26 protein-coding genes and 1 pseudogene are annotated in these 26,612 nt (G+C 73.0%); 9 read left to right on the forward strand and 18 right to left on the reverse strand.

What is annotated here, in order from left to right:
- Positions 1–193: 193 nt before the first annotated feature.
- The 5 genes from uvrB to zapE are packed head-to-tail and all read right to left on the reverse strand — an operon-like array spanning position 194 to position 4,600.
- Positions 194–2,284, reverse strand: a complete 2,091-nt coding sequence (gene uvrB / locus KV557_RS10435; protein WP_218199531.1) for an excinuclease ABC subunit UvrB — start codon at positions 2,282–2,284, stop codon at positions 194–196.
- A gap of 44 nt (positions 2,285–2,328) precedes the next feature.
- The gene (locus KV557_RS10440) at positions 2,329–2,637 is read right to left on the reverse strand and encodes a helix-turn-helix domain-containing protein (protein ID WP_218199532.1); all 309 of its coding nucleotides are present in this window, start codon (positions 2,635–2,637) and stop codon (positions 2,329–2,331) included.
- A complete protein-coding gene (locus KV557_RS10445) occupies positions 2,634–3,011 on the reverse strand; it encodes a type II toxin-antitoxin system RelE/ParE family toxin (protein ID WP_218199533.1) in 378 nt (125 codons plus the stop codon). The genes KV557_RS10440 and KV557_RS10445 overlap by 4 nt, the downstream gene beginning before the upstream one ends.
- Positions 3,012–3,068: 57 nt before the next feature.
- Complete coding sequence (locus KV557_RS10450; RefSeq protein ID WP_218199534.1) at positions 3,069–3,533, reverse strand: hypothetical protein; 465 nt, start codon at positions 3,531–3,533, stop codon at positions 3,069–3,071.
- A complete protein-coding gene (gene zapE / locus KV557_RS10455) occupies positions 3,530–4,600 on the reverse strand; it encodes a cell division protein ZapE (RefSeq protein ID WP_218199638.1) in 1,071 nt (356 codons plus the stop codon). The genes KV557_RS10450 and zapE overlap by 4 nt, the downstream gene beginning before the upstream one ends.
- Before the next feature lie 87 nt (positions 4,601–4,687).
- Between zapE and KV557_RS10460 the strand changes: the two genes are divergently transcribed.
- The 4 genes from KV557_RS10460 (at position 4,688) to msrB (ending at position 7,932) form a co-directional block, all read left to right on the forward strand.
- Positions 4,688–5,479: a pyrimidine reductase family protein gene (locus KV557_RS10460; RefSeq protein WP_218199535.1), complete on the forward strand. Its 792-nt coding sequence runs from the start codon at positions 4,688–4,690 to the stop codon at positions 5,477–5,479.
- A 51-nt stretch (positions 5,480–5,530) separates the two neighbouring features.
- The gene (locus KV557_RS10465) at positions 5,531–5,992 is read left to right on the forward strand and encodes an indole-3-glycerol phosphate synthase (protein ID WP_218199536.1); all 462 of its coding nucleotides are present in this window, start codon (positions 5,531–5,533) and stop codon (positions 5,990–5,992) included.
- Between the two features lie 127 nt (positions 5,993–6,119).
- Complete coding sequence (murC, locus tag KV557_RS10470; RefSeq protein WP_218199639.1) at positions 6,120–7,502, forward strand: UDP-N-acetylmuramate--L-alanine ligase; 1,383 nt, start codon at positions 6,120–6,122, stop codon at positions 7,500–7,502.
- A 22-nt stretch (positions 7,503–7,524) separates the two neighbouring features.
- Positions 7,525–7,932 carry a peptide-methionine (R)-S-oxide reductase MsrB gene (gene msrB, locus KV557_RS10475; RefSeq protein WP_218199537.1) on the forward strand — a complete coding sequence of 136 codons (408 nt, stop codon included), beginning with the start codon at positions 7,525–7,527 and terminating at the stop codon, positions 7,930–7,932.
- 58 nt (positions 7,933–7,990) lie between these two features.
- On the opposite strand, the gene KV557_RS10480 is transcribed toward msrB, so the two are convergent.
- From KV557_RS10480 to KV557_RS10520, 9 genes are all read right to left on the reverse strand, one after another.
- Positions 7,991–9,181, reverse strand: a complete 1,191-nt coding sequence (locus KV557_RS10480) for a cytochrome P450 (RefSeq protein ID WP_218199538.1) — start codon at positions 9,179–9,181, stop codon at positions 7,991–7,993.
- Positions 9,178–9,873: a GTP-binding protein gene (locus tag KV557_RS10485; RefSeq protein ID WP_374106611.1), complete on the reverse strand. Its 696-nt coding sequence runs from the start codon at positions 9,871–9,873 to the stop codon at positions 9,178–9,180. Before KV557_RS10485 ends, KV557_RS10480 begins: the two co-directional genes overlap by 4 nt.
- A complete protein-coding gene (locus KV557_RS10490) occupies positions 9,851–10,204 on the reverse strand; it encodes a DUF742 domain-containing protein (protein ID WP_218199539.1) in 354 nt (117 codons plus the stop codon). Before KV557_RS10490 ends, KV557_RS10485 begins: the two co-directional genes overlap by 23 nt.
- A complete protein-coding gene (locus KV557_RS10495; RefSeq protein ID WP_218199540.1) occupies positions 10,201–10,632 on the reverse strand; it encodes a roadblock/LC7 domain-containing protein in 432 nt (143 codons plus the stop codon). Before KV557_RS10495 ends, KV557_RS10490 begins: the two co-directional genes overlap by 4 nt.
- Positions 10,629–12,449, reverse strand: a complete 1,821-nt coding sequence (locus KV557_RS10500; protein ID WP_218199541.1) for an ATP-binding protein — start codon at positions 12,447–12,449, stop codon at positions 10,629–10,631. The genes KV557_RS10495 and KV557_RS10500 overlap by 4 nt, the downstream gene beginning before the upstream one ends.
- Before the next feature lie 64 nt (positions 12,450–12,513).
- Complete coding sequence (locus KV557_RS10505) at positions 12,514–13,533, reverse strand: MBL fold metallo-hydrolase (RefSeq protein WP_218199542.1); 1,020 nt, start codon at positions 13,531–13,533, stop codon at positions 12,514–12,516.
- 219 nt (positions 13,534–13,752) lie between these two features.
- The gene (locus KV557_RS10510) at positions 13,753–14,091 is read right to left on the reverse strand and encodes a hypothetical protein (protein ID WP_218199543.1); all 339 of its coding nucleotides are present in this window, start codon (positions 14,089–14,091) and stop codon (positions 13,753–13,755) included.
- Between the two features lie 374 nt (positions 14,092–14,465).
- A complete protein-coding gene (locus KV557_RS10515; RefSeq protein WP_218199544.1) occupies positions 14,466–15,914 on the reverse strand; it encodes an IS1380 family transposase in 1,449 nt (482 codons plus the stop codon).
- Between the two features lie 154 nt (positions 15,915–16,068).
- Entirely contained in the window at positions 16,069–16,998 is a 930-nt protein-coding gene (locus KV557_RS10520; protein WP_218199545.1) for a GNAT family N-acetyltransferase, read from the reverse strand.
- 291 nt (positions 16,999–17,289) lie between these two features.
- On the opposite strand from KV557_RS10520, the pseudogene KV557_RS10525 reads away from it, so the two are divergent.
- From KV557_RS10525 to KV557_RS10535, 3 genes and pseudogenes are all read left to right on the forward strand, one after another.
- Positions 17,290–18,566, forward strand: a pseudogene (locus KV557_RS10525) (DUF692 domain-containing protein).
- A 32-nt stretch (positions 18,567–18,598) separates the two neighbouring features.
- On the forward strand, positions 18,599–19,687 hold the full coding sequence (locus KV557_RS10530; protein ID WP_218199546.1) for a TIGR04222 domain-containing membrane protein: 1,089 nt from the start codon (positions 18,599–18,601) through the stop codon (positions 19,685–19,687).
- A 78-nt stretch (positions 19,688–19,765) separates the two neighbouring features.
- Complete coding sequence (locus tag KV557_RS10535; RefSeq protein ID WP_218199547.1) at positions 19,766–20,548, forward strand: TIGR04222 domain-containing membrane protein; 783 nt, start codon at positions 19,766–19,768, stop codon at positions 20,546–20,548.
- Between the two features lie 50 nt (positions 20,549–20,598).
- Here KV557_RS10535 and hemQ read toward each other — a convergent pair whose 3' ends face one another.
- From hemQ to hemE, 4 genes are all read right to left on the reverse strand, one after another.
- Positions 20,599–21,324: a hydrogen peroxide-dependent heme synthase gene (hemQ, locus tag KV557_RS10540; RefSeq protein ID WP_218199548.1), complete on the reverse strand. Its 726-nt coding sequence runs from the start codon at positions 21,322–21,324 to the stop codon at positions 20,599–20,601.
- A complete protein-coding gene (hemG, locus tag KV557_RS10545; protein WP_218199549.1) occupies positions 21,321–22,754 on the reverse strand; it encodes a protoporphyrinogen oxidase in 1,434 nt (477 codons plus the stop codon). The genes hemQ and hemG overlap by 4 nt, the downstream gene beginning before the upstream one ends.
- A 33-nt stretch (positions 22,755–22,787) precedes the next feature.
- Positions 22,788–23,360 carry a Uma2 family endonuclease gene (locus tag KV557_RS10550; protein WP_218199550.1) on the reverse strand — a complete coding sequence of 191 codons (573 nt, stop codon included), beginning with the start codon at positions 23,358–23,360 and terminating at the stop codon, positions 22,788–22,790.
- 136 nt (positions 23,361–23,496) lie between these two features.
- Positions 23,497–24,510, reverse strand: coding sequence for a uroporphyrinogen decarboxylase (gene hemE / locus KV557_RS10555; RefSeq protein ID WP_256177220.1), 1,014 nt, complete (start codon positions 24,508–24,510; stop codon positions 23,497–23,499).
- A gap of 236 nt (positions 24,511–24,746) precedes the next feature.
- Here hemE and KV557_RS10560 point away from each other — a divergent pair, with 236 nt between their 5' ends.
- Both KV557_RS10560 and KV557_RS10565 read left to right on the forward strand, forming a co-directional pair.
- The gene (locus KV557_RS10560; protein WP_218199552.1) at positions 24,747–25,409 is read left to right on the forward strand and encodes a DUF3000 domain-containing protein; all 663 of its coding nucleotides are present in this window, start codon (positions 24,747–24,749) and stop codon (positions 25,407–25,409) included.
- 321 nt (positions 25,410–25,730) lie between these two features.
- The gene (locus tag KV557_RS10565) at positions 25,731–26,447 is read left to right on the forward strand and encodes a response regulator transcription factor (RefSeq protein ID WP_218199553.1); all 717 of its coding nucleotides are present in this window, start codon (positions 25,731–25,733) and stop codon (positions 26,445–26,447) included.
- Positions 26,448–26,612: the final 165 nt, after the last annotated feature.

Below are 26,612 nucleotides of genomic sequence, written 5' to 3' on the forward strand. Positions count from 1 at the left end.
CCGTCGCCGTCCCCCGGCTGAGGCCCCCTCTTTCCGGCCCGTCACCCCGTCCCGAGGGCACGATGCCGCAGGCCAGCCTAGGGCCTGCGGCACCCGCCACTCCCCGGCGTTTGCCGGTTTGTGGCAATGCTGAGACACCGTCGGGCTTGACCGGTGTCAAACCGGCCAAGCCCGACGGAACCCGCGCGTCACCTCAGGCGACACCCGCCTCGCGCATCTGCCGCAGCTCCTTCTTCAGCTCCTTCACCTCGTCGCGCAGCCGCGCCGCGACCTCGAACTGGAGGTCGGCGGCGGCCGCGTGCATCCGGTCGGTCATCTCCTGGATCAGCTCCGCCAGCTCCGCAGCCGGCATGGACTTGGCGGGCTTGCGCTCCGCGCCCAGGGCCGGCACCGGGGCCTTGCCCTTCCCCGCGCCCCGGTAGCCGGTGGAGAGCAGCTCGTCGGTGTCGACGTCCTCGCGGGCGAGGGTGTCCAGGATGTCGCCGATCTTCTTCCGCAGCGGCTGCGGGTCGATCCCGTGCTTCTTGTTGTAGGCCACCTGCACGGCGCGGCGGCGGTTGGTCTCCTCGATCGCCTTCTCCATCGAGGGGGTGATCCGGTCCGCGTACATGTGCACCTGGCCGGAGACGTTACGGGCGGCGCGCCCGATCGTCTGGATCAGCGAGGTGCCGGAGCGCAGGAAGCCCTCCTTGTCCGCGTCCAGGATCGCCACCAGGGACACCTCGGGCAGGTCGAGGCCCTCGCGGAGCAGGTTGATGCCGACCAGCACGTCGTACCTGCCGGCCCGCAGCTCGCGCAGCAGCTCCACCCGACGCAGCGTGTCCACGTCGCTGTGCAGGTACCGGACGCGGATGTCCAGGCCGAGCATGTAGTCGGTGAGGTCCTCGGCCATCTTCTTGGTCAGCGTGGTGACCAGGACGCGTTCGTCCCGCTCGACCCGCTTGCGGACCTCGTGCACCAGGTCGTCGATCTGGCCCTCGGTCGGCTTGACGATCACCTCGGGGTCGATCAGGCCGGTCGGGCGGATGATCTGCTCGACCTGGCCGTCGCCGCGGGACAGCTCGTACGGGCCCGGGGTGGCCGACAGGTACACCGTCTGGCCGATCCGCCCCAGGAACTCCTCCCACTTCAGCGGGCGGTTGTCCATCGCGGACGGCAGCCGGAAGCCGTGCTCGACCAGGGTGCGCTTGCGCGAGGCGTCGCCCTCGTACATCGCGCCGATCTGCGGGACGGTGACGTGCGACTCGTCGATGACCAGGAGGAAGTCCTCCGGGAAGTAGTCCAGCAGGGTGTTCGGCGGGGAGCCGGGCTCGCGGCCGTCGAAGTGCATCGAGTAGTTCTCGACGCCCGAGCAGGTGCCGATCTGGCGCAGCATCTCGATGTCGTAGGTGGTGCGCATCCGCAGCCGCTGGGCCTCCAGGAGCTTGCCCTGCTTCTCCAGCCTGGCGAGCGTCCCCTCCAGCTCCTTCTCGATGCCGGTGATCGCCTTCTCCATGCGCTCCGGGCCGGCCACGTAGTGCGAGGCGGGGAAGACGTAGACCGACTCGTCCTGGCTGATGATCTCGCCGGTGAGCGGGTGCAGGGTGTACAGCGCCTCGATCTCGTCGCCGAACATCTCGATCCGGACCGCGAGTTCCTCGTAGACCGGGAAGATCTCGATGGTGTCGCCGCGCACCCGGAAGGTGCCGCGGGTGAAGGCGACGTCATTGCGCGCGTACTGGATGTCGACGAAGCGGCGCAGCAGCACGTCCCGGTCGATCTCCTGGCCGACCTTGAGCGGCACCATCCGGTCGACGTACTCCTGCGGCGTGCCCAGGCCGTAGATGCAGGAGACCGAGGCGACCACGATCACGTCCCGGCGGGTGAGCAGCGAGTTGGTCGCCGAGTGGCGCAGCCGCTCGACCTCCTCGTTGATCGAGGAGTCCTTCTCGATGTAGGTGTCCGTCTGCGGGACGTACGCCTCGGGCTGGTAGTAGTCGTAGTACGAGACGAAGTACTCGACCGCGTTGTTCGGCAGCAGCTCGCGGAACTCGTTCGCCAGCTGCGCGGCCAGCGTCTTATTCGGCGCCATCACCAGGGTGGGCCGCTGCAGTTTCTCGATCATCCAGGCCGTGGTGGCCGACTTGCCGGTGCCGGTGGCGCCGAGCAGGACGACGTCCTTCTCCCCGCCCCTGATCCGCCGCTCCAGGTCGGCGATCGCCGCCGGCTGGTCCCCGTTGGGCTGGAAGGGACTGACGACCTCGAAGGGCGCCACTGACCGCTCAATACTCGTGATGGGTCGCACGAGTCCACCGTACGACCCACCACCGACAACCGGTGCCGCTTCGCTCAGGCCGCGTGCGCCTCGAACCTCATGGCGGGCTCCCGGGCGGGGTCGATCCGGACCGTCGAGTCGAAGGCGGCGGCCAGCCGCTCGATCAGCGGCAGCGTCGGATCGACTCCGCTCTCCTCGATGCTCTCGACCGTCTCCTCGCTCAGCCCGGCCCGCTCCGCAAGCTCGGCGGGCGTCCAGCCGAGGGCGGAGCGGCGGGCGTTCACGGCCTCGGCCAGCGCCATCCGCCGCCCGGCCGCCCGGTACTCCTCGGTCTCCCGGTGGTCCGGCGGTACGACCCAACGGGTGTGGTAGCCGCTGCTCATCGCTGCTCCTCCCGGTCGTAGACCTCGTGGTCGGCGGCGGGCAGGTGTTCCGCCTCGCAGACCTGCTGGGCCCGGTGTGCCCGCTCGACCTGATCGGTCTCGCGGTTCCCAGTCCTACGGAAGACCGTCAGCAGCACAGCCCTCCGGCCGGGTGCGAGCCAGTACGTGATCCGCATCGGCCCGACCCGCAGTTCCCGCAGCCCGCCGCCGAGGTGGCTGGAGAGCGGGAACGACAGGAGTTCGCCGTCCTCGGCCAGTCGGTCCGCCGCACGCTCGACCGCACGGTACTCCGGGAGCGGGCACTGCTGCAGCCACTCGCGTACCTCGGGTTCGATCTCGATCGAGTAGCCCGCTCCGGGCCCGCCACCGGCCATGCGTCCCCCCTCTGCTCCGCAAGGGAGCAACGCCTGATCGGGGCGGAGGTTACGGGCTCAGCCTCGGCCGCAGAGGACGCAGGCGGGGTACCAGGCGAGGGGGGTGAGGACGCGGTGGCGGATGCAGGAGGCGGCCATGATGTCCGTGGGGTCCGCCGGGGGGACGGGGGCCGGGCGGGTGGCCTCGACCATCAGGCGGAAGGTCCGCAGGTAGCCCTCGGCGTACGGCGGGTCGTAGCCGAGTTCGTCCCAGCGGTGGCGGGTGAGGGCCAGGTCGACGACGGCCAGGGCGAAGGCGCGGCCCCGCTCCGGGTCGGGACCCCAGTCCAGGTCCTCCAGGCGCAGGCCCACCACCCCGCGGCCCATCAGGTTCTGGTCCTGGCGGGCGAGTTCGGCGGCGAAGGCGTAGTCCCAGTCCTCGCGGGCCAGGGCGGTGACCGCGAGCATCAGGACCTCGACCAGCACCTCGGTGGCACCGTTCCTCAGCTCCAGCTCGTGGCCCCCGCCCTCGAAGACGTTCACCCGAGCCCGAGCTTCTCGCTGTCGCGGGCCAGGGCGACGAGGCGGGAGACGGCGCGGAGGTACTTCTTGCGGTAGCCGCCGCGGAGCATGTCCTCGGGGAAGACCTGGTCGAAGGGGAGGCCGGAGGCGGTGATGGGGAGCTCGCGGTCGTACATGCGGTCGGCGAGGACGACCAGGCGCAGGGCGGTGGACTGGTCGTCGACCTGGCGGACGTCGCGCAGGCAGACGGCGGTGACGTCGTCCAGGAGGGCGCCGTAGCGGCTGGGGTGGACGGCGGAGAGGTGGGCGAGCAGGGCGTCGAAGTCGTCGAGGGAGGCGCCGGGGGTGCGGGCGGCAACGGCGTCGACGGTCTCGTCGGGGTAGGGCGGCGGGGCGTCCGGGAGGCCGCGGTGGCGGTAGTCCTGGCCGTCGATCCGCATCGGGCGGAAGTGCGCGGACAGGCCCTGGATCTCGCGCAGGAAGTCGGCGGCGGCGAAGCGGCCCTCGCCGAGCTTCTCCGGCAGGGTGTTGGAGGTGGCGCACAGCTTGACGCCGGCGTCGACCAGGCGGCCGAGCAGGGTGGAGACCAGGACGGTGTCGCCCGGGTCGTCGAGCTCGAACTCGTCGATGCAGAGCAGCGTGTGCCCGGAGAGGGTCCGGACGGCCTGCTGGAAGCCGAGCGCGCCGACCAGGTTGGTCAGCTCGACGAAGGTGCCGAAGGCCTTGGGGCCGGGCGCGGCGTGCCAGAGCGAGGCGAGCAGGTGGGTCTTGCCGACGCCGTAGCCGCCGTCGAGGTAGACGCCGGCCGGGCCGGTGGGCGCGGGGGCGGAGCGGCGGAACCAGCTGCGCTTGGGCGCAGAACCGTTTCCTCCGCCGAGGGTGCCGGCGAACTGCTCCAGGACCTGGACGGCCTCGTACTGGCTGGGCTGGGTCGGGTCCGGAAGGTACGTCCCGAAGCTCACGTCGGCGAACCGGGGCGGCGGCACCATCTCGGCGACGAGCCGCTCGGCGGGCACGACGGGGCGACGGTCGGTGAGGGCGATCGGGGAGCCGACCGCGCTCGCGGTGGCTATGGACTCGGTCGCGATGGCGGGGCGGGGAGCTGCGGGCACGTTAGTAGAGGGTACGCCTGGTCCCCGCCCGCTCAGGACGGCCGCCGGTGGAAGACTGGCGGTATGCAACAGTTGATCAGCCCGCTGACCGAGCCGATCGCCGACCCGGCCTCACTGGAATCGCTCGCGGCCGTCTACGCGTACCCCGACCAGGTGAATCGGGGCCGCCCCTGGCTGCGCGCGAACATGGTGGCCGGCCTGGACGGCGGGGCGAAGCTCGACGGTCTGTCCGAGGGCCTCTCCGGGGACGCCGACAAGCGGATCTTCGGGGTGCTGCGCGCGCTGTCGGACGTGGTGCTGGTCGGTGCCGAGACGGTCCGCGCGGAGGGCTACCGCCCTGCCCGGGCCCGGGCCGAGTTCGCGGCGGCGCGGGCGGCGGCCGGGCAGGCCCCGGCCCCGGCGATCGCGATCGTGAGCCGGTCGCTGACGCTGGACCTGAGCGCGCCGCTGTTCGCCGAGCCGCCGGTCAGGACGGTGGTGATCACCACCGCGGACGCCCCGGCCGAGCGCCGCCGGGCGGTGGCCGAGGTGGCCGACCTGGTCCTCGCCGGGGAGGGCTCGGTGGACCTGCGGGCGGGCGTCGCCGCACTGGTGGAGCGGGGCTGGACGCGGTTGCTGAGCGAGGGCGGCCCGCGGCTGCTGGGACAGCTGGCGGCGGCGGGTCTGCTGGACGAGTTGTGCCTGTCGCTGGCCCCGTTGATCACGGGCGGCGACGCGCCGCGCATCATCCACGATGCGGAAATGCCTGACGTGCAGCGGATGCGGCTGGTCTCATTGATCGAGCAGAAAGGATTCCTCTTCACCCGTTACCTGCGTCACCTGCGTCCGGATGACCCCGTGACCCCCGGGTCGTGATCCCGTTATGCGATGCCGGGGCCCGGGGGCCGGCCACTGGAAGGGACTCACGTGTTCAAGACGGTACTGATGATCGAAAAGGCTCTCTCCGACGCGGATGTGGAGCTCGTCACCACGCTCCACAGCGACGAGAAGGTCTCCTTCGTCGTCCTGATGCAGCCGCGCGGCAAGCAGGACGAGCTGCTGCGGGCGCTGGACGACGTCGCCCTCGGCCACCTCGACAAGGTGGTGCACGAGCACGACGAGTCCGAGACCGGGCCGACGGTGGCGACCGAATCGCTCGAACACAGCCTGCGCCACCTGCGCGAGGCCGGGGCCGAGGCGGTCGGCGAGCTGGTCGAGGAGAAGCCCCTGGACCGGCTGCGCGCGGTGGTCCAGGACCAGGAGGCGGACGAGGTGGTGGTGCTCACCTCCCCGCACTTCGTGGAGGAGTTCTTCCACCGCGACTGGGCCTCCCAGGCCCGGCACAAGGTGGGCGTCCCGGTGCTGCGGCTGTTCGCCAGCGACTCCTGAGCCGGGCCCGCCGTGGTGCAGAATCGTCCTTGCGGTCCGCCCGCGAGGACGATTCGCATCTGGTCCGCCGATCCTTTTCCAGCCCCCGCCCCTACGGAGCCCCGCCTTGAACGACGCCGCGCACGACCTGCACGCCCCGCACTTCATCGGCATCGGCGGCGCCGGGATGTCCGGCCTGGCGAAGATCCTCGCGGTGCGCGGCGCCAGCGTCTCCGGCAGCGACTCCAAGGAGTCCGAGACCGTCCTCGCGCTGCGCGCCCTCGGCGCGACGGTGCACGTCGGCCACGCCGCCGAGCACGTGCCGGACGGCACCAGCAGCGTGGTCGTCTCCAGCGCGATCCGCGCCGACAACCCGGAGCTGGCCGCCGCCCGCGAGCGCGGCATCCCGGTGGTGCACCGCTCGGACGCGCTGGCCGCGCTGATGGGCGGGCGCCGGGCGCTGGCCGTGGCCGGCACCCACGGCAAGACCACCACCACCAGCATGCTCGCCGTCGCCCTCGGCGAGCTGGGCCTGGACCCGTCCTACGCGATCGGCGGCGACCTCGACGCGCCCGGCTCCAACGCCCAGCACGGCACCGGCGAGATCTTCGTCGCCGAGGCCGACGAGAGCGACCGCAGCTTCCACAAGTACGCGCCCGAGGTGGCGATCGTGCTCAACGTGGAGCTGGACCACCACGCCAACTACGCCTCGATCGACGAGATCTACGAGTCCTTCGAGACCTTCGTCGGCCGCATCACCCCCGGCGGCACCCTGGTGGTCTCCGCCGACCACGACGGCGCCCGCGAGCTGACCGCCCGGGTGGCCGCCCGCGAGGGCCTCCACGTGGTCACCGTCGGCGCCGCCGAGGACGCCGACCTGCGCGTCCTGTCGGTCGTCGCCCGCGGCATGACCAGCGAGGTCACCGTCCTGCTGGACGGCGCCGAGCTGTCCTTCACCGTCTCGGTGCCCGGCCGGCACTACGCGCACAACGCGGTCGCCGCGCTGGCCGCCGGCGTCGCACTGGGCGTCCCGGCCGCCGACCTGGCCAAGGCGCTCGGCGCCTACACCGGGGTGCGCCGCCGGCTCCAGCTCAAGGGCGAGGCGGGCGGCGTCCAGGTGATCGACTCCTACGCCCACCACCCGACCGAGATGGCCGCCGACCTGGAGGCGATCCGCGAGGCGGCCGAGGGCCGCGTCCTGGTGGTCTTCCAGCCCCACCTGTTCAGCCGCACCCAGCAGCTCGCCGAGGAGATGGGGCAGGCGCTCGCGCTGGCCGACGCCTCGGTGGTGCTGGACATCTACCCGGCCCGCGAGGACCCGATCCCGGGCGTGACCAGCGAGCTGATCATCCACGCGGCCCGCCGGGCCGGCGCCGACGTCACCGCCGAGCACGACTTCGCCGCCGCCCCCGCCGTGCTGGCCGGCCTGGCCCGCCCGGGCGACCTGCTGCTCACCATGGGCGCGGGTGACGTCACCAACCTCGGTCCAGAAATTCTGAAGCACGTCGCCAACGTTGCTTCCAACGTCTGACGTTCGCCGACCGGGAGCCGTGATGAGCTACGAGATCGAGAAGACCGAGGCCGAGTGGCGGGCCGAGCTTTCCCCGCAGGAGTACCACGTCCTCCGCGAGGCGGGCACCGAGCGTCCGTTCGCCGGTGAGTACACCGACACCAAGACCGTCGGCGTCTACAGCTGCCGGGCCTGCGGGGCGGAGCTGTTCAGCTCCGAGACCAAGTTCGACAGCCACTGCGGCTGGCCCTCGTACTACGCGCCGCTGGCCGAGGACCGGGTCGAGTACATCGAGGACACCACGCTCGGCATGCGCCGGGTCGAGGTGCGCTGCGCGCGCTGCGGCGGGCACCTGGGCCACGTGTTCGAGGGCGAGGGGTACGGCACGCCGACGGACCAGCGCTACTGCATCAACAGCATCTCGCTGACGCTGAAGCCGATCGAGGGCTGATCATCCGGCGAAGAGGGCCCGGGCATCCGTGGTGGGATGCCCGGGCCTTCGTGCGCGCTCAGACGACCGGCGCGAAGCGGACCGGGAGGTGCACCAGGGCGCGGTGGAACGGACCCGGGCGCCAGAGCAACTCCTCGGTCGGCAGGGCGAGTTCGAGATCGCTCAGGCGGCTGGTCAGCTGCTCGATCGCGGTGATCGCGATCAGCAGCGCCGGATCCCGGGCCGGGCAGGCGTGCGGGCCGGCCGCCCAGGCCAGGTGGGCGCTCTCGCCGCTGCGCAGCTCGGGGCCGTCGGTCGGCGGCGCGGCCTGGGAGTTGGCCGCCGCGTAGGAGACCAGCAGCAGCGAGCCGGCCTTGATCTCGCGGCCGTGGAAGGTGATGTCGTACCGCGGGTAGTGGGCGGAGAGGTTGGCCAACGGCGGCTCGTGCCACAGCACTTCGTCGATCGCCTGGTAGGCCGTCATCGCGCCACCGAACAGCGAGCCGGCGTAGCGGGCGTCGGTGAGCAGGCGCAGCAGGGCGTTGCCGATCAGGTTGGTGGTCGGCTCGTGCCCGGCGATCATGGTGAGGGTGATCTGCCGGATCACCTCGTCGTCGTCCAGCCCGGCCGGGTGGGTGACGAACCAGGAGGCGAGGTCGTGCCGGGGGCGCTCGCGGCGCTCGGCGACCATGGCGGTGACCACGGCGAGGAGGTCCCCGTACGCGGCGACGGCCTTCTCGGTGGACTCGATCATCCGGGAGATGCCGGCCACCAGCCGGGCGCTGTGCTCCTCGGGCACGCCGAACCACGTGTTGAAGACGAACACCGGCAGCTGGCGGGCGTACTCGGCGATCAGGTCGGCGGTGCCGGCCGCCTCGAAGCGGTCGATCAGCTGGTGGGCCACCTCGGCCACCCGGCGCTGCAGCACGTGCGGTTCGAGCAGGGCGAGGCCGTCGGTGATCACCGCGCGGTAGCGGTCGTGCACGTCGCCGTCGCTGAACAGGGCGGTCGGACGGTAGCCGAGCACCACCAGGAGCGGGGAGTCCGGCGGGACGGTCTGCTGCCAGGCGCGGGAGTCCTTGGAGAAGGTGTCGGTGTCGCGCAGGAGGTCGAGCGCGGCCTGGTAGTCGGTGACCAGCAGGGCCTCGACGCCGGGCGCGAGCTCCACCGGGGCGATCGCGCCGTAGCGGCGCAGCCGGTCGTAGACCAGGTGCGGGTCGGCGGCGAAGACCGGGCCGTAGATCGGGGTCGGTCGGGTCTCGGTGGTCACGGCTGCTCCAGGGCGACGGCGGCGTCGGAGGCATCAGGGGCGTCAGTGACGTCCGGGGCGTCGGGGCCGGCGGGCAGGCCGTCCAGGACGTGCTCGGTGAGCGCGATCAGCGCGTCGAGGCTGGCGCCGCGCTCGCGGGCGTCGCAGAGCACCAGTGGGGTGGCGGGGTGCAGGTCGAGGTGGGCGCGCAGGACGTCGACCGAGTGCGCCGGCGCGTCCGGGAAGCAGTTGACGGCCACCGCGTAGGGCAGGCCCTGCTCCTCGACCATGTCCATGATCTCGAAGGAGTCGGCCAGCCGGCGGGTGTCGGCGAGCACCAGGGCGCCGAGCGCGCCGCGGGCGATGTCCTGCCAGAGCGGGAAGAAGCGGCGCTGGCCGGGGGTGCCGAACATGTAGAGCACCACGTTGCCGGGCAGGGTCAGCCGGCCGAAGTCGACGGCGACCGTGGTGGTGGTCTTCTCCGGTAGGTCGGCGAGGTCGTCGACCGGGCGGCCGGTCTCGGTCATCGCCTCCTCGGTGTGCAGGGTGGCGATCTCCGAGAGGGTGCGGATGAGCGTCGTCTTGCCGACCCCGAACGGGCCGGCCACCACGAGCTTCATCAGCGTCTGGTCCCGGTCGGGCAGGTAGCCCACCCGGCCGGGCCGGTCGGCCGGGCCGCCGGGGCCCGGGCTACCGGAGCGTGCGGAGTCCAACGAGGAGCCTCTCGACGATGGAGCGGTCGGTCTGCTGGGCGCGCGGGATCGGCGCGCGGGCGTTCAGGCAGCCCGCCTCGACCAGATCGGCCGCGAGGAAGACGGTGGCGCTGACCGGCAGGCGCAGGTGCGCGGCGGCCTCCACCACGGTCAGCGCGCCGGGGCGCAGCAGCTCCCAGAGCCGTCCGTGTTCGTGTTCCAGCCCCTGCGGCGGTTCGGCACCGACCGCGTACAGCACGGTCAGCCGCTCGAAGCCGGGGGTGTTGGGGCGGCTGCGGCCGCCGGTGGCCAGGTAGGCGGGCACCATCCGCCTGCGGGGTACGGCGGTCATGACCGGGCGGTGCCGTCCGGCTGCCGGGCCGGGCTGGCGAGCGCGCGGCCCAGGGCGGCGACCTGGACCTGCATCTGGTAGGCCACGTTGCCGAGTTGGGCGTCGGGCGTGGTGAACACGGCGAGCGAGGTGTTCTCCCCGGCCGGGACGACGATGGCGTAGCCGAGGTCGGACTCGACCACGGTCTGGGCCAGCCGGGGCCGGTCGGTGTCGGTGAACGCGGTGGTGAAGGCGCGGGCGGCGGCGTGCACGGTGGCGGTCATCGCGGCGACCCGCTCGGCGGAGGCGCGGCCGAGGCCGTCCGAGGCGCCCTCGACGAGGCCGTCCCCGGTGGCGATGACCGCGTGCAGCACCCCCGGGAGCTGCAGCAGCGGGGTCAGCACCCACGAGATCTCGTCGGTGGCGGTCGGGCTGGGCGTGCTGCTCACTGCTCGGCTCCTTCGGAGGTCTGGGCGGCGGGGCGGTGGCCGGTGTCGGCGGCTGTGCCGGTGGTGTGGACACCGGTCTCGCGGGCGGCTCCGGTTTCGCGGGCGGCCTCCGCCACGGCGGCCCGGCCGTCGCCGGTGCCCTGCTGGAGGGCGCGCCAGTGGGCGGCGGCCCGCTCGGGCGTCCGGGCGGACGGCGTGGCCGCCTCGGCCTGCCGGTGCTCGGCGGTACGGGCGGGCGCGTCGGCGGTCCCGGCCTCCGGTGCGGCCAGCGGCTGCCGGCGGCGCCGGCTGGGCAGGCCGCTGCCGTCGTCGGGTCGTCCGGCGCCGGCGGGCCGTCCGGTGGTGCCGGCCGGCACGACGTGCATGGCGGGCGCCGGGTGCGGGCCCGGCTGGTGGTGCCGGTCGGCGAGCGGCGGCACTCCGCCGTCCTCGTCGGCGTCGCGCATCGGCGGGACGGCCTGGACGGTGGGCGCGGGGGCCGGTCCGGCGCCGGCCCGCAGCGGCAGCGGGGTGAGCACCGACAGCGGCTGCTCGTCGCCGACGATGGTCACCAGCGCGGCCGGGATGCGCAGGATGGTCCGCATGCCGCCGTACGGCGAGGGTTCGATGTGGCAGGAGAAGCCGTACTGGCGGGTCAGCTTGCCGATCACCGCGAAGCCGGTCTTGGGCGGGTTGCCGAGCTCGGTGAGCAGCACCTCGGGCGGGCCGGCCAGCAGCCGGCGGGCCCGGCGCAGCTGGTCGGCGTCCATGCCGATGCCGCTGTCGTCGATGATCACCAGCGCGCCGCGGCCGCCCTGCTGGACGGTGACCGGGATGTCGGTCTCCGGGTGCGAGTAGGCGGTGGCGTTGGCGAGCAGTTCGGCGACGGTGATGGCGAGCGGCTCGGCGGCCCGGGCGACCACGGCGAGGCGCTGCTCCCGCAGGTGGTTTGCGACCTTGATCCGGGCGTAGCCGGGCACCCGGGAGAGCGCGCCGACGACCACCTCGGCGAGCGGGGAGTCGGTGCGGGCCAGGCCCGGCCAGGCCTCGCAGAGCACGGCGATGGTCTGGATCCGGCGCAGCGCGACCTCGTTGCGGAAGTCGACCTCCAGCAGCCGGGGATCGTCGTTGTCGTCCTGGAGCTGCTGGACCAGGCTCTGGATCTGGTAGAGCAGCGTCTGGATCTTGGAGGTGGCGCCGCGCATGGCGGCCCGGGCCGCGGCATCGACCCGCTCGCGCTCCTCGGTGACAGCCGCGGCGGTGGCGTCCAGCACGGCCTGGAGCGCCGCGACGGCCTCCGGGCCGACGGCCGGCGCGGCCAGCGGGCCCGCCACTGGGGCGTTGGCGTGGCTGAGCCGTACCGCCGTGGCCTGCACCCGCTCCTCGGCGAGGTGACAGATCTCGGCGAGCAGCGCGGTGGCGTGCTCCTCTGCGGCGGCGAGCCGGCGCTCGGCCTCGGCGGCCCGGGTGTCGGCGGCGGCGGTGCGCCCGTCGGCGGCGCGATGGGCGTCCTGCGCTTCCCGGACCGCGTCGTGCGCCTCGCGGGCGGCGTCCTCGGCGGCGCGGGCGCGCTGCTCGGCCTCGCGGGTGCGTTCCTCGGCGGCCCGGTAGCGGTGCTCGGCGTCGTCGGCGGCCTCCCGGGCGGCGGTCGCCGCCTCGTGCAGCATCCGTTCGGCACGGGCCAGCCGGCCCTCGGCGGCGCGGGCGCGCTCGTCGCCGTGCGTCCGGGCGGTCTCGGCGGCCACCGCCCGGGTGACGGCCCGGGTCCGGCCGCGGGCCAGCACGCCCGCCGTCACGGCGGCGACCAGCGCCAGGGCGATCAGCGCGATCTGCGTCATCGGTGTCCTCGGATGTCCTCGCTGTGGGCGGGTGTCTGGCGTGTTCGGCTCGGACGGGCCGCGGTCAGACCGAGTAGCCGACGTCGGGGAAGAGGCGCCGGGCGTGGGCGGCGTCCTCGGCGAGCTCGCGGGCGACCAGGGCGACCTGGCTCATCGCCTCCAGGACGTTCGGCGCCTCGCTGCCGTCCAGGTGCCGGTACTCGGCCGCGACGGTGAGCACCAGCCGCTCGGGCAGGCCGAGTTCGGGGTGGCGCTGCTCGGCGATCACCCGCCGGGCGGCGTCCAGCGCGGGTATCCCGGCGGCGTGCAGGGCGTGCGCGCGCTCCCGGACGTACTCGAGGTACGCGATGTGGGCGCGGACGCCGTCGCGGTCGAGGACCGGGCCGTGGCCGGGGACGATGATCTCGGCGCCGGTGTCCAGGATCCGCTCGCAGGCGGCGATGATGTTCTCCAGCGGACCCGCCCAGTGCGACGGGTGGTCGCCGGGCTGCTCGGGCGTCGAGCCGAAGATCACGTCACCGGCGAACACAACGCTCTGGCGCGGCAGATGGACGATCAGGTCGCCGCCGGTGTGGGCCGAGGGCAGGCTGGTCAGCTGGACCGGGTGCTCCCCCACCGTCAGCTCCAGCTCGCCGGTGAAGACGGTGTCCGGGTGCACCGGCTCGGTGTCGGACCAGTCGAACCCGCCGAAGTGCTCCTGGAGGTAGCTGCCGAGCGGGGAGTCCGGGTCGCCGCCCGAGACGAGCGCGTGCTGCTGCTTGGGGGTGGGCTCGTAGTGGATGTGCTCCAGCGCCTCGCGGGTGGAGATGACCTCGGCCTCCGGGACGACGCCGGCGCCCCACAGGTGGTCGCCGTTGGCGTGCGTGACGATCACCCGGTCGACGGTGACGCCGTCGGCCAGCAGCCGGCGGCTCGCGGCGAGGAACTCCGAGGCCAGCGCGGGGTCGTACGGGGTGTCGATCCAGAGCGCGGTGGTCGCCGAGGCCAGCAGCCCGCAGTTGGCCAGGCCCCAGCCCCGCTTCGGGGGGAGCCACACGTAGAGGTCCTCGGCGATCGCGCTCACGTTGGCGCGGTTGATCGTCATGGGCGCGATTATGCCGACGATGTGTCAGGAGCGGGGCAAAACCGTTGTGCTCGTCGAGAGCTCCTGCCCCGGAACCTCCCGAACCGTCCACTTTCGCGCCCCCTGGTCGAGACCAATCGTCTCAGCGAGCGGGACAGCACGTGGACCCCTCGAACGGTCGGGGACACCGCTCCGGCCGCGAGCCCGGTACGCCGGACTCGCGGCTGGAGCGAATGCGCATCAGCAGGTGGTGAGCCCCTTGAGCATCGGCAGGTTGGCGAAGCCGGGGTCGAAGACGAACAGGTCCTGGCTCTGGCCGGGAGCGAGAGTCAGGCATCCGTACGGCTGGTAGGTGCCGAGGTCGAAGTTGTAGACGAGCTTGAAACTCTGGGTCGTGGAACAGCCATTGGTCACCTTGGCCTTCGCGTAGTCCATCCAGTAGTCGAGGTTGGTGTAGGTGACGCAGCTCGGCACCGCCTGAGCCGTCGCCGAGGTCGAGGCCTGCGCAGTCCCCTGCACCGCACCGATCAGGGCGATTGCGCCCAGGGCCGGGGCAGCGATCTTGATGAGCTTGTTCAACAGTCTCTCCTTTGTGTCCATGCGCCAGGGAGCATGGCGGCGTAACACTCCCGAGAATTCGCACCACCATGGTGAACTGGCTGGGGAATTCCGCCGGTTACGCTACGCTGCCGAACCGGCGGCGCCGGGGAACAGTCCGGAGGAACGGCAGGATCCTGCAATCCTCGATTGCAGGATCCTGAATTCGGTAAAATATCCGGAACATTCTGACCCGAATCCGCAGGTAATGGCCGACGGCTAGTCAGTTGATCTCTGTGCTGGCCGTTGGTGGCGTTGTGGTGTGTCCCGGGTAGGCCAGCGGCCCGGCTGTCGTGCCGGGTGGGCGGCTTTCCAGGGCGGTGGCGGGGTGGTTCGGGGCCGGTCGGGCGGGTCGGTCAGGCGGGCTGGAGGTCGCGGTGGGTGCGGATGCGGGCCAGTGCCTGGGCGATCAATTCGGCCGCTGCGGCGGTGAAGTGGAGCTCGTGGCGGCGGGCGGTCGTGGTCCAGCGGGCGGCGCGGCGGATCAGCAGCCGTCGCACGGTGGCGATGCGGCGGCGGGCGGTGCCGATGGGGGCGAGCATCTGCAGCCAGGCGGACAGGTTGTAGGCCAGCAGCGCGCCCCACATCCACATGCTGTTGACCGTGTGCGAGGCCGAGGGGAGATGGTTGAGCCCGGCGCCGTGGGCGGTGTCGCGAAACAGTTCCTCGATCCTGGTGCGGCGGCGGAACTCCCACTCCGCCGCCGCGATCTCCTCATCCAGGTCCAACTCCTCGTTGGTGGCGATGAACGAGTAGGCGTATGCCTGTTCCTCCAGGCCCTCCAGGACCAGGGCGAGCTGGTCCTTGCCGACGGTGCGCGAGCGGCGCGAGCGCGGGTCGGCGGACAGGGCGGCGGCCTCGTAGCGCACCCGGCGGGCGATCACGCGGGTGCCCTCGGGCCAGCCCGGCGGGGCGTAGTCCAGCGCGGCGACCTGCGCGGTCGGGTAGTCCAGGGCCTCGATCCAGTCGTCCTCGTGCACGGCGGCAACCGCCCGCCACAGAGGCTGGCTGCGCGGGACGCCGAGCCGGAACAGGCATCCGCGAACCGTGATCTTCTCGGCGACCTTCCCGGCGTAGTAACCCGTATCGCCCTGGAACAGGACTGGACCGGTGGCTCCGGCCGTACGCACGGCGTCCACCGCCCGGTCGATCTGGCCGGGGGCGTGGGTGCGGCCGTCCGAGCGGCCGTCCAGGAGGTCGGCGACCAGCACCGTGCCGGCCCGGCCCCAGTGCGCCGCGTGCACCCGCCCCGAGACCTCGCCCTTGTAGGAACGGATGACCTGCTCCTTGCGGGTCGAGTAGACCTCGACGTCCTTCGCGTCCAGGTCGATCGTCACCCGCCCGGCCAGGACCCGGGCCCGCTCGCCCACCGGGAGCGCGGCCAGCGCACGGGCAGTGACCTGCGCGCAGGCCCGCTCGACACCCTCGCGCCGGACCTGATCGAACCGGGCGGCGAGCGTGGCGGCCGTCGTGGACGGCGGGACGGGCGCGGGCAGCAGACCCTCACCGACCACATCCGCCCGCAACCGGTCGAAGCCAACCAGGTGGTCCTCGCCGGTCAGCTGCACCGCAGCCATGGCCAGTGCGAACTCCCCGCCCGAAAGTCCCCGCTCACGTGCCTTGACCGGGCCGACCGCCAAATCCAGTGCGGCGGTGACGCCCAGCGCCCGGTCCAGTTCCGCGACCAGCATCAGGCCGCCGTTCTCGGTCAGTGACCCGTCCACTCCGCCCAGCTGGGCGTTCAGCCGGGTCCAGCGCCTACCGGGCGTGCGGAAGGCGGTACGGCGACGCGATATCTTGTTCACCTGGCAGGTGTCCTTGCTGGTAGAGCGATCAGGCGTAGAGAACCTCGATCATCTCAAACCGGCACGGACACCTGCCGTCGTATCAGCTACCGCCGGCCGCCACTACCTGCGGATTCGGGTCAGAGCCCTCCGCCGACCACCGGTCGGCAGCCCGTCAGGTGATCGTCAGCGGCTTGATGCCCTTGAACTCCCCCGCGCAGCGCTCGTACCCCAGCCACGCGTTGACCGCCAGCATCGGCGCGTTGGTGGTGTCGTTGCTGGTGTACGCGTTCCGGTAGCCGGCCGCCGCAGCGAGCCGCAGCGACTCCAGCTTGGCCAGCTTGGCCAGGCCGCGGCCGCGGAACTCCCGGCGGCAGGCGGTGAACGCGGACCAGTAGCGGTCCACGCCGTCCGTGTGCACCAGGCTGAACGCGGCCGGTTCGCCGTCCACCACGGCCACCACGGAGAGCGCCCGGTCCAGGTCCGGTCGGCTCCACACGCCCCGCCGCCAGTCCTCGAACTCGGCGGCGTCCAGCACCACCTCGCCGGGCTCGTCGCGGCTCGCGTCCTCGTCGACCACGAACAGCGGGCGCGGGTCCGCCGCCCAGTCGCCCGCCGGACGCAGCTCGACGCCGGCCGGCCGCACGGGCTCCTCCGGCAGCGGGAGCGTCAGGTCCCGCGCGGAGAACTGCCCTGCCCGCCCGATCGCGAAGCCCCGGGCCCGCGCGAAGGCCGGCGATCCGGGCGCGTCGTCCACCCAACTGTGCACCTCGGTGGCGCCGTGCTCGGCGAGATGCCGCTCGGCCGCCGCGAGCAGGCCGGTGAACGCGCCGCGCCGCCGGAACTCCGGCAGGACGCTGCCGTTGGCGTAGCCGACGCCCACGGTCGTCGTCCCGACCGCCATCGCGCAGCGCACGGAGCCGACCACCCGGCCGTCCAACTCGGCGACGAACGTGCGGAAGTGCTCGCCCGGCAGCTCCAGGGTGTTCAGCCAGACCAGCGTCTCGGCGGTCATCACCAGGTGCTCGCGCCCGGCCCGGTGGGCGGCCACGGCGGCCTCGGCGTCGTCGGGGCGGAAGTCACGGACCGTCAGTGTCGTCGTCATGGGTGCGCACGCTAACGGCTCCCGGGCCGGGGCCGCCTCCGAATTTCCCTCCGCACCAGGGACCCCACCTGCAGTGATGCCTCCGGCAGGGGATTAAAGTCCCTCACGACCGGACCGACAAGCTCAAATAATGCTCTGAGAAGACCGGGTGAGGCTTGGCAGCCACCCCGCCCGGGGACATCCTCAGCAACACGGCCCACGGGCGGTCCCGGCGACGGCGCCCGCACCACCCGACGGCCTCCCACCCAGCCCTCCGAAGGGGGCGTACCGATGACTTCCCCTGCACTGAACCTGCCCGCGCGGGCGGCCACCGGTGCCGTCGCCCCGACTGCCCCGACACGCCTCGGCGTCGGCCTCGGCTGGCGCAGCGAGATCGACACCGTGGTGGAGCGCCAGCCCGGCCTGGACTGGGTCGAGGTCGTCGCGGAGAACGTCTGCGCCGACCACCTGCCCGCGTCCCTGCAGGTGCTCCGCGCCCGCGGCGTCACCGTCGTCCCGCACGGCGTCTCGCTCGGCCTCGGCGGCGCCGACCGGCCCGACCCGGACCGGCTCGCCCGGCTCGCCGGGACGGCCACCGCGCTCGGCTCGCCGCTGGTCACCGAGCACCTGGCGTTCGTCCGGGCCGGCGGCCTGGAGGCCGGCCACCTGCTGCCCGTGCCGCACTCGTGGGACGCGCTGCGGGTGATCGCCGAGAACGTCCGGATCGCCCAGGACCAGCTCCCGGTACCGCTCGCGCTGGAGAACATCGCCGCCCAGCTGGCCTGGCCGGACGACGAGCTGACCGAGGGCCAGTTCCTCGCCGAACTCGTCGAGCGCACCGGCGTCCGGCTGCTCGTCGACGTCGCCAACCTGCACACCAACCGGGTCAACCTCGGCCTCGACCCGGCCGCCGAACTCGACCGCCTGCCGCTGGAGGCACTCGCCTACGTGCACGTCGCGGGCGGCACCATGGTCGACGGCGTGTGGCACGACACCCACGCCCACCCCGTCACCGAACCGGTGCTGGAGGTCCTGGCCGAACTCTGCGCGCGGGTCGCACCGCCCGGCGTCCTGCTCGAACGGGACGCCGACTTCCCGCCGCCCACCGAACTGGCCGGTGAGCTGGACGCCATCCGCCGGGTGCTGGAGGGGAGCACCCGCGCATGACGGACCGCCGCACGGAAGACCGGGACCTGGCCACAGCTCGCGCTGAACTGGCGCGCCGCCAGGAGGAGTTGCTGGCCGCCCTGGTGGCCGGCGGGCCCGTCCCGCCCGGTTTCGACCCGGCGCAGGTCCGCGCCCAGTCCACCGGCCTCGCCGCCAAGCGGCGGGACACCGTCGCCCGGGTCGCGCCCGAGCTGCCCCACCTGCTCGGGCCGCGGTACGGGCCACTCTTCCTCGCCTACGCCCGCACCCACCCGCAGACCGACGGCTACCGCGCCGACGCCCGCGCCTTCGCCGCGTGGGTGCTCACCCACGGCCGTCCGCTCGCCGCCGACCAGCGCCGGGCCCTGGAGCAGTGGCTCCACCCGGCGCCCGCCCGGACACCGAGCCGGCTCGCCCGGCTGCGCCGGGCCCTGCGGCGCTAGAACCTTCACGCACACCTCGGGGGAATCCGCCCATGTGGCACAACACCTACTTCCTCATCCCCACCGCACTCGTGGTGGCCGCCGTCCTGTACGCGGAGCACACCGCACGGCGGGTCAAGCACGTCGCCCACCCCAAGGGCCTGCCCGGCCGCGGCCTCTCGCTGCTCAGCGCCGCGTTCCTGTCCGGCGGCCCGGGCCGGGTCTTCGACACCGCCCTGGTGCGGATGCACCTGGCCGAGCGCGCGGTGGTCAGCCGGGGCGGCACGGTCACCCTCACCCACGACAAGCCGCACGACGCCGTCGACCAGGCGATCATGGACGCGGTCGGCCCGGCCAAGAGCCGCAGCGTCGCCGCCCTGCGCGCGGACGTGATGCGCTCCCCCGCCGTCCAGGCGCTCGGCGACGACCTCGCCGACCGCGGCCTGATGCGCCACCCCGGCCGGCTGCGGGCCGCCCGGAAGGCCCGCCGGCTGCTCTGGTTCGCGATGCTCGCCGTGCTCGTCTTCGTCGTCCTGGGCGCCCTGCTGGACGACGGCCGCGGCGACCGCCCGTCCGCATGGATCCCGGTGGTCCTGTTCGCCGTCGGCCTGATCACCCTGCTCGCCACCCGCCCGCCCAAGGGCCGGATCACCCCGGCCGGGCAGCGCCAGCTCTCGCTGATGGACACCGGCAAGCCGTGGACCCCGCCCGCCGGCCTGTACCCGCGGGCGACCGGCGGCGCGCTGCTCGGCGCGATCGCGATCGGCGGACTGGCCGTCGCCGGGGCGGAGCTCGCGAACGACGAGCTGCAGGAGGCGCTGATGGGGGCGGCGGCCCAACAGGCGGCGATGAAGGGGGCGTTCGGCGCCTCCTCCTCGGGCTCGGACTCGTCGACGTACGTGAGCTCGTCGTCCTGCTCGTCGAGCTCGTCCTCGTGCGGCGGCTCCGCGTCCTGGTGCGGCGGGTCCTCCGACTCCGGGACGTCCTCCGGCTGCGGCTCGTCCTCCGGCTGCGGCTCCTCGTCGTCACACAGCTGCAGCTCGTCCTCGCACAGCTGCGGCTCGTCCTCCCACAGCTGCGGCTCGTCCTCCAGCTGCGGTTCGAGCTGCGGCTCCAGCTGCGGCAGCAGCTGTGGTTCCTGACCTCCCCGACGTCACAGTTCGGTATCGCGGACCGGGAAGCCGTTCCCCGGGCCGTCGGCGGCGGCATACAACAAGCCCATGTGGTTGCTGTTCCTGATACCGGCGTGCGTCGCGGCGGTGCTCTCCTGTCTCCGGCTGGTCCGGATGACCGCCGCCGCCGACGCCCTCGCCGGGCAGGACGGGCCGCGCCCGCCGGAGGCCGTCGGCATCGGGCTCTACGAGACGGCCTACCTGGCCGGCGGCCCGGACCGGGTGGTCGAACTCACCCTCGTCCTGATGGCCGGCCGGGGCCGGCTCCACCTCGCGCACACCGGCTGGACGACCGTCGTCGACCCCAAGGGCCGCAGCCGGCTGGAACGCGCGATCATCGCCACCGTCGGCCCCGACGGCCAGTGCCGCACCGACGACCTGCGCCGCGCGATGGGCGAGCACCCCACCGTCCTGGAGATCGGCGCCCGGCTCTCGCTGGCCGGCCTGGCCACCCCGGCGCTGGTGCAGCGCAACACCGTCGTGGTGGTCCGCCAGGTCCGGCACGCGCTGCTGCTGTCCGTCCTGCTGCTGGCCGCCGCCCTCGCCGTCGGCTGCTTCACCGACGGCGACGCCCTCGCCCCGCTCGCCTGGTTCTCGCTGCCGCTGGTGCTCACCTCCGGCACCCTGCTGATGGCCCGCGTCGACGTCTACCCGTACACCCGGTGGGCCTCCCCGATCGGCCAGGAGGTCCTCCGCGAGGTCCGCCCCGCCCGCCAGCGCGGCCTCGCCGATGACGAGGAGCGCGAACTCCTCACCGCCGTCGCCATGAACGGCCCCGCCGCCCTCCCCGACGCCCGCCTCCGCGCCGCCCTCCGTCCCCACCGCACCTGAAACGCGAAACGGGGCCCGCCGAAGCGGACCCCGTTCGCGGATGTCCCGCGTCAGGCCAGGCCGTTGAGCAGCTCGCTGACCGGCTTGCGGCGGCCCGTGAAGAACGGGACCTCCTCGCGCACGTGGAGACGGGCGCGGGACGGGCGCAGGTCGCGCATCAGGTCGACGATGCGGTGCAGCTCGTCGGCCTCGAACGCGAGCAGCCACTCGTAGTCGCCGAGCGCGAACGAGGCGACCGTGTTGGCCCGCACGTCCGGGTAACCGCGGGCCATCTGGCCGTGCTCGGCGAGCATCGCGCGCCGCTCGGCGTCCGGCAGCAGGTACCACTCGTAGGAGCGGACGAACGGGTACACGCAGACGTAGTCGCGCGGGCGCTCGTCGGCGAGGAACGCCGGGATGTGCGACTTGTTGAACTCGGCCGGGCGGTGCAGCGCCATGTTCGACCAGACCGGCTCCAGCTGACGGCCCAGGCCGGTACGGCGGAAGCGGTTGTACGCCTCCTGCAGGTCGTCCGAGTCGGCGGCGTGCCACCAGACCATGATGTCGGCGTCCGCGCGCAGACCGGACACGTCGTACGTGCCGCGCACGGTCACGTCCTTCGCCGCCAGCTGCGCGAACAGCTCGTCCACCTCGGCGGCCAGGGCGGTGCGGTCCTCGGGCAGGGCGCCCTTGAGCTTGAACACCGACCACATGGTGTAGCGGATGACCTGGTTCAGGTCGCGCGCCTTCTTCTTCTCGGGCTGCTGCTCCGGCTGCCGCTCAACGGTCTCAGTCATGCGCCCATTGTCCTCTCCGTGGAACCTTCCCCGGTCGCCGGGGTCAACAGTTTGTCGATCGCCGCCACGGCGGTGGCCGCGGAGGCGATGCACGCCGGGATCCCCACGCCCTCGTACGCGGCGCCGCACAGCGCCAGCCCGCCCGCCTCGGCGACCGCCGCCCGCACCCGGGCCACCCGGTCCAGGTGGCCCACCGGGTACTGCGGCAGGCCGGCCCGGAAGCGGGAGACGGCGGTGTCGTACGGCCGCGCGGTCAGCCCGATCGCCTCGCCGAGGTCGGCCAGCGAGCGGGCCACCAGCTCCTCGTCCGGCAGGTCCAGCGCCTCGTCCTCGCGGTACCGGCCCAGCGAGGTGCGCAGCAGGAACGCGTCCGGGGCGGAGCGCTCCAGCCAGCCCCACTTGTTGGAGGAGAAGGTCGACGCCTTGATCTGCCGCCCGTCCACCGGCGGCACCAGGAAGCCGCTGCCCTTCGGCGGCTCCGGCAGGTCGGCCCGCCGGAATGCCAGGGTCACCAGCGCCATGCCCGCGTACTCGACGGCGTCCAGCTCGGCGGCGGCCGCCGGCACGTCCGCGCGCAGCAGCCGGGCCGCGGCCGGCGCCGGGACGGCCAGCACGACGGCGTCCGCCGCCAGCACCTCCCCGCCGCCGGTCACCACGCGCCAGCCCTCGGGCGTGCGGCGCAGCTCGTCGACGGACGTCCCGGTGCGCAGGTCCACACCCGCCTTCACGCAGGCCGCGGCGACGGCCTCCGGCAGGGTGCCGAGGCCGCCGCGCAGCCCCTGGAACACCGGCGTGCCGACGACCGTCGGGCGCGAGGCCAGCTCGTGCACCCCTTTAACCAGCGAACCGCCGCCCCGCGCGATCGGCAGCAACTGCGGCACGGCGGCGCGCAGCGAGATCTCGTCGGCGTGCCCGGCGTAGACACCGCCCAGCAGCGGCTCCACCAGCCGGTCCACCACCTCGCGGCCCAGCCGGTCGGCGACGTACCGCCCGATCGCCACGTCCTCGCCGACCTCGGTGACGCCCTCGTGCCGGACCCGCTCCAGCCCCTCGGCGGTCAGCACCCCCGAGGCCGCCAGCGCGTCCAGATCACCCGGGACGCCCATCACCTGCCCACCCGGCAGCGGGCGCAGCGCGCCCCGCGTCCAGATCGCCGCCTTCGCGGTGGTCGGCGGCTCCAGCTCGCCCCCCAGCCCGACCGCCCGCGCCAGCTCCACCGCCTCCGGCCTGCGCGCGAGCATCGACTCGGCCCCGAGATCCACCCGGACCCCGCCGACCTCTCCCCCGTACAGCTTCCCGCCGACCCGCGCCGACGCCTCCACCAACGTCACCCGCGCCCGCGCCGGCCCCCCGGCCGCCCCGCTCAGAAAGGCAGCCGCAGCCAGCCCCGCGATCCCGCCACCGATGACGACGACATGTGCATCCGACATGCCCGCAGTCTCGCAGGTCCTTACACGAATGCCTCAACCCGCCAGTGCATTCAGGTCGATCATGATCGGAAACGGCACCGGCCGTTCCAGCGTGCCCCGGAAGATCCCGGCGGGCGCGTACGTAGAGGTCGCTTGGTCCAACTCGTAGACATGTACGGCCGGCTGGCCGCCCTCTTCCTCCTCGACCACCCAGTAGTGCGGGATCCCGGCCTCGGCGTACTTGCGGATCTTGACCCTACGGTCGCGGTGTGCGGACTCCGGCGAGACGACCTCGACGGCGAGCAAGACCTCGTCGGGCGTGAACTGCGTGCGCCTCCCCTCGAATTCGGCCTTGACGACGAGAACGTCGGGCTCGGGGCGGTTCCGCTTGTCGAGCTTGATCGACATCTCCCGCCCCACCCTGGTACCTGTCGGTACCTGGGCCAGCAGCGCGATCTTCAGGTTGTCGACAACCTCGCCGTGCCACCAGCGCTGCGGGGACATCATGAAGACCAGTGCTCCATCGATCAGTTCCGTGTGCCGCGGCGCCTGCGGCAGGTGGTCGAGGTCGTCGGCAAACCAGCCCTCGTCTCTGGGCGCGTACATCCAGTCCGGCAGCTCGCTCATGGTCCCACGATAGCGAGTTCCGGGGCGCGGAGAGCCGCTGCTTCGGGGGTGTGGTATGGAACCGATCTTGGCGGGTACGGATCGAGGTGGAGGCCGGGTGGCGGAGCGCCGCCCGGCCTCGGACACGACCTCGGGGTCAGCGCGCGCTGGCCTCGTGCACGAAGGCGACGAGCCGGCTGAGTGCGTCCGGGTCCATGCTGGGCAGCACGCCGTGGCCGAGGTTGAAGATGTGGCCGCTGTCGCCGAGCGCCTGGGCGGCGTGCAGCACCTCGCGGGCCTTGGTCTCGACGACCTTGGTGGGCGCGAACAGCACGGCCGGGTCGAGGTTGCCCTGCAGGCCCTTGCCGGGGCCGACCCGGTCGGCGGCGACGTTCAGCGGCACCCGCCAGTCGACGCCGACGATGTCCGCGCCGGCCTGGCCCATCAGGCCGAGCAGTTCGCCGGTGCCGACGCCGAAGTGGATTCGCGGCACGCCGTAGTGGGCGACGGCGTCGAAGACCTTGGTGCTGGCCGGCATGACCGAGCGGCGGTAGTCGTCGGGGGCGAGCGAGCCGACCCAGGAGTCGAACAGCTGGATCGCCGAGGCGCCGGCCTCGATCTGCACCTTCAGGAACGCGGAGGTGATGTCGGCGAGCCGGTCGACCAGGGCCGCCCACAGCTCGGGCTGGCCGTACATCATGGCCTTGGTGTTCTCGTGGTTCTTGGACGGCCCGCCCTCGACCAGGTAGCTGGCGAGGGTGTACGGGGCGCCGGCGAAGCCGATCAGCGGGGTCCCGCCGAGCTCGTCGACGAGCAGGCCGACGGCCTCGGTGATGTAGGGGACGTCGTCCGGCTCCAGCGGGCGCAGCCGCTGGAGGTCCTCGAAGGTGCGGATCGGGTCGGCGATGACCGGGCCGACGTTCGGCTTGATCTCGACGTCGATGCCGACGGCCTTGAGCGGCACCACGATGTCGCTGAAGAAGATTGCCGCGTCCACCTTGTGCCGGCGGACCGGCTGCAGGGTGATCTCCTTGACCAGCTCGGGCCGCATGCAGGACTCCAGCATGGGGATGCCCTCGCGGACCTTCAGGTACTCGGGCAGCGAGCGGCCGGCCTGGCGCATGAACCACACGGGGGTGTGCGGCACCGGCTCGTGCCGGCAGGCGCGCAGGAACGCGGAGTCGTGCGCGGCGCCGCGGCGCGCGGGGGTGGTCCGGCCGTCGGGGGTGGCCGCCGTGGTGTCTGCCGTAGTCTCGCTCACGGTGCAAATCTTCGCATGCGCCCCGGGCGGGACTTCCCGGCCGGCCCCGTCGGTTCCTCCAAGATGTGACCGGGTTTGCCGTTCCGGCACGCCGCTCGGACGGAAGTTGCGGCGATAACCCGGGTTTTCGACCTAGTCTTCGGGTCATGGCAGCGGTCGGCGGGCACCCCGCACAGGGTGGCGGAGCAGGTGGCGGAACGGGTCGGGAGGGGGCGCCGAGCGAGTTCCGGGCCGCCGTGGCGGCGTTCGACGGGGCGCGGCTGCGGCCCGAGGTGCAGCTCTCCCCCGCACCGGCGCCGCGCCGGCTCGCCCCGTACGCGTTCGCGGTGACCGCCGCGGTGGAGGTGGACGGCGAGGAGCTGGCGGACGGCCGGCTGGTGCTGCTGTACGACCCGGCGGGCCAGGAGGCCTGGAACGGGGAGTTCCGCGTGGTCACGATGACCCGGGCCGAGCTGGAACCGGAGATGGCCGGCGACCCGATGCTGTCCGAGGTCGGCTGGGCCTGGCTGCTGGACGCCCTGCAGGCGCACGGCGCCGGGTACGCGGAGCCGTCCGGCACGGTGACCAGGTGCGCCTCGCAGTACTTCGGCGGTCTCGCGGACCGCCCGTCCTCGACCGAGATCGAGATCCGGGCCTCCTGGACGCCGTCCGACGGCCGGTTCGAGCGGCACCTGGCCGCCTGGGGGGACCTGCTCTGCATCAGCGCGGGCCTGCCGCCGGTCGCCCCGGGCCCGCAGGCCCCGGCCGACGTTCCGTCACTCGGTGGGGTGGTCCCGATGCCCGCCCGACGGCGCCCGCGCTCGCACTGAGGAGTGGCCGTCCGGCCGGTACGGCACCGGCGGGCCGGACGCCACCCCCAGGACTGACGAAGTGTGACTTCGGACCCGCTCTGCGTCAATTAACCGGTCAAGACCGACCGATCCGCTTCGGATCTGATCGATTTTGTGCGAATTCCAGGCATGTCGCATCAATCATTTGCGCGATTTGTCCGTATTGCTACTCACTAGATCGTGATCTTTCGCTAAAGCCGGACACGGTAGCTGCCGAAGCAGACTGTGACCCTTTCCGAACGCGGAACACTCCGACCGCCCCCATCGGGGTTCCGTCCGCCACTCCCCGCAGGAGGCCTGGTGTCGGTCCTTCTTGAGCACCCCGCAAACGTGGTCGCCTACCGCCCGACCAAGCCCACCGCCATGGTGGTCATCGCCGATCCCCGCGTCCGAAACACCGTCACCCGCCACCTGTGGGCGCTCGGCGTCCGGGACGTGATCGAGGTGTCCTCGATCGCCGAGGCCCGCCCCCGGGTCTCCACCCCGCGCGACATCTGCGTCGCCGACGTGCACCTGCCGGACGGCTCCGGGCTGACCATCCTGGCCGAGACCCGCGCCGCGGGCTGGCCCAACGGCCTGGCGCTCTCCGCCGCCGACGACATCGGCGCGGTCCGCAGCGCGCTGGCCGGTGGTGTGAAGGGCTACGTCGTCACCGGCACCCGCACCAACGTCGCGATGCCCGGGCGTCCGGGCCTGCCGCTGGGCGCCGCCGGGCTGGCCGGGCGGATGCGCCGCCCCGGCATGCCGGGCGTACCGGGCACGGCCGGAGCGCCGGGTGCGCCGGGAGCCCCCGGTGCGCCAGGTACGCAGCAGGCCGCCTACCGCGAGCTGTCCGGCCGTGAGGTCGAGGTGCTGCGGCTGGTGGCGGAGGGCCAGTCCAACAAGGCGATCGGCGTCGCGATGGGACTGTCCGCGCTGACCGTCAAGAGCCACCTAGCCCGCATCGCGCGCAAGCTCGGCACCGGCGACCGGGCCGGGATGGTCGCGGTCGCGCTGCGCACCGGGATCATCCACTGAGCCGATCGAGCCGGACCGCTGCGGCGGCTCAGGAGGAACGTTCCTTCTGAGCCGCCGCAATGCTGCTGACGGAGGAGCGGCCCGCCCCGAGCCGAAGGGGAGCGCCGGTGCCGAAAGGGAGGGAGCGAGGAGGCCCCGAGGGACGAGGGGTCTCGGAGCGATGAC

The sequence above is a fragment of the Kitasatospora aureofaciens genome (assembly GCF_019192735.1).
GTDB classification, from domain to species: domain Bacteria; phylum Actinomycetota; class Actinomycetes; order Streptomycetales; family Streptomycetaceae; genus Kitasatospora; species Kitasatospora aureofaciens_A.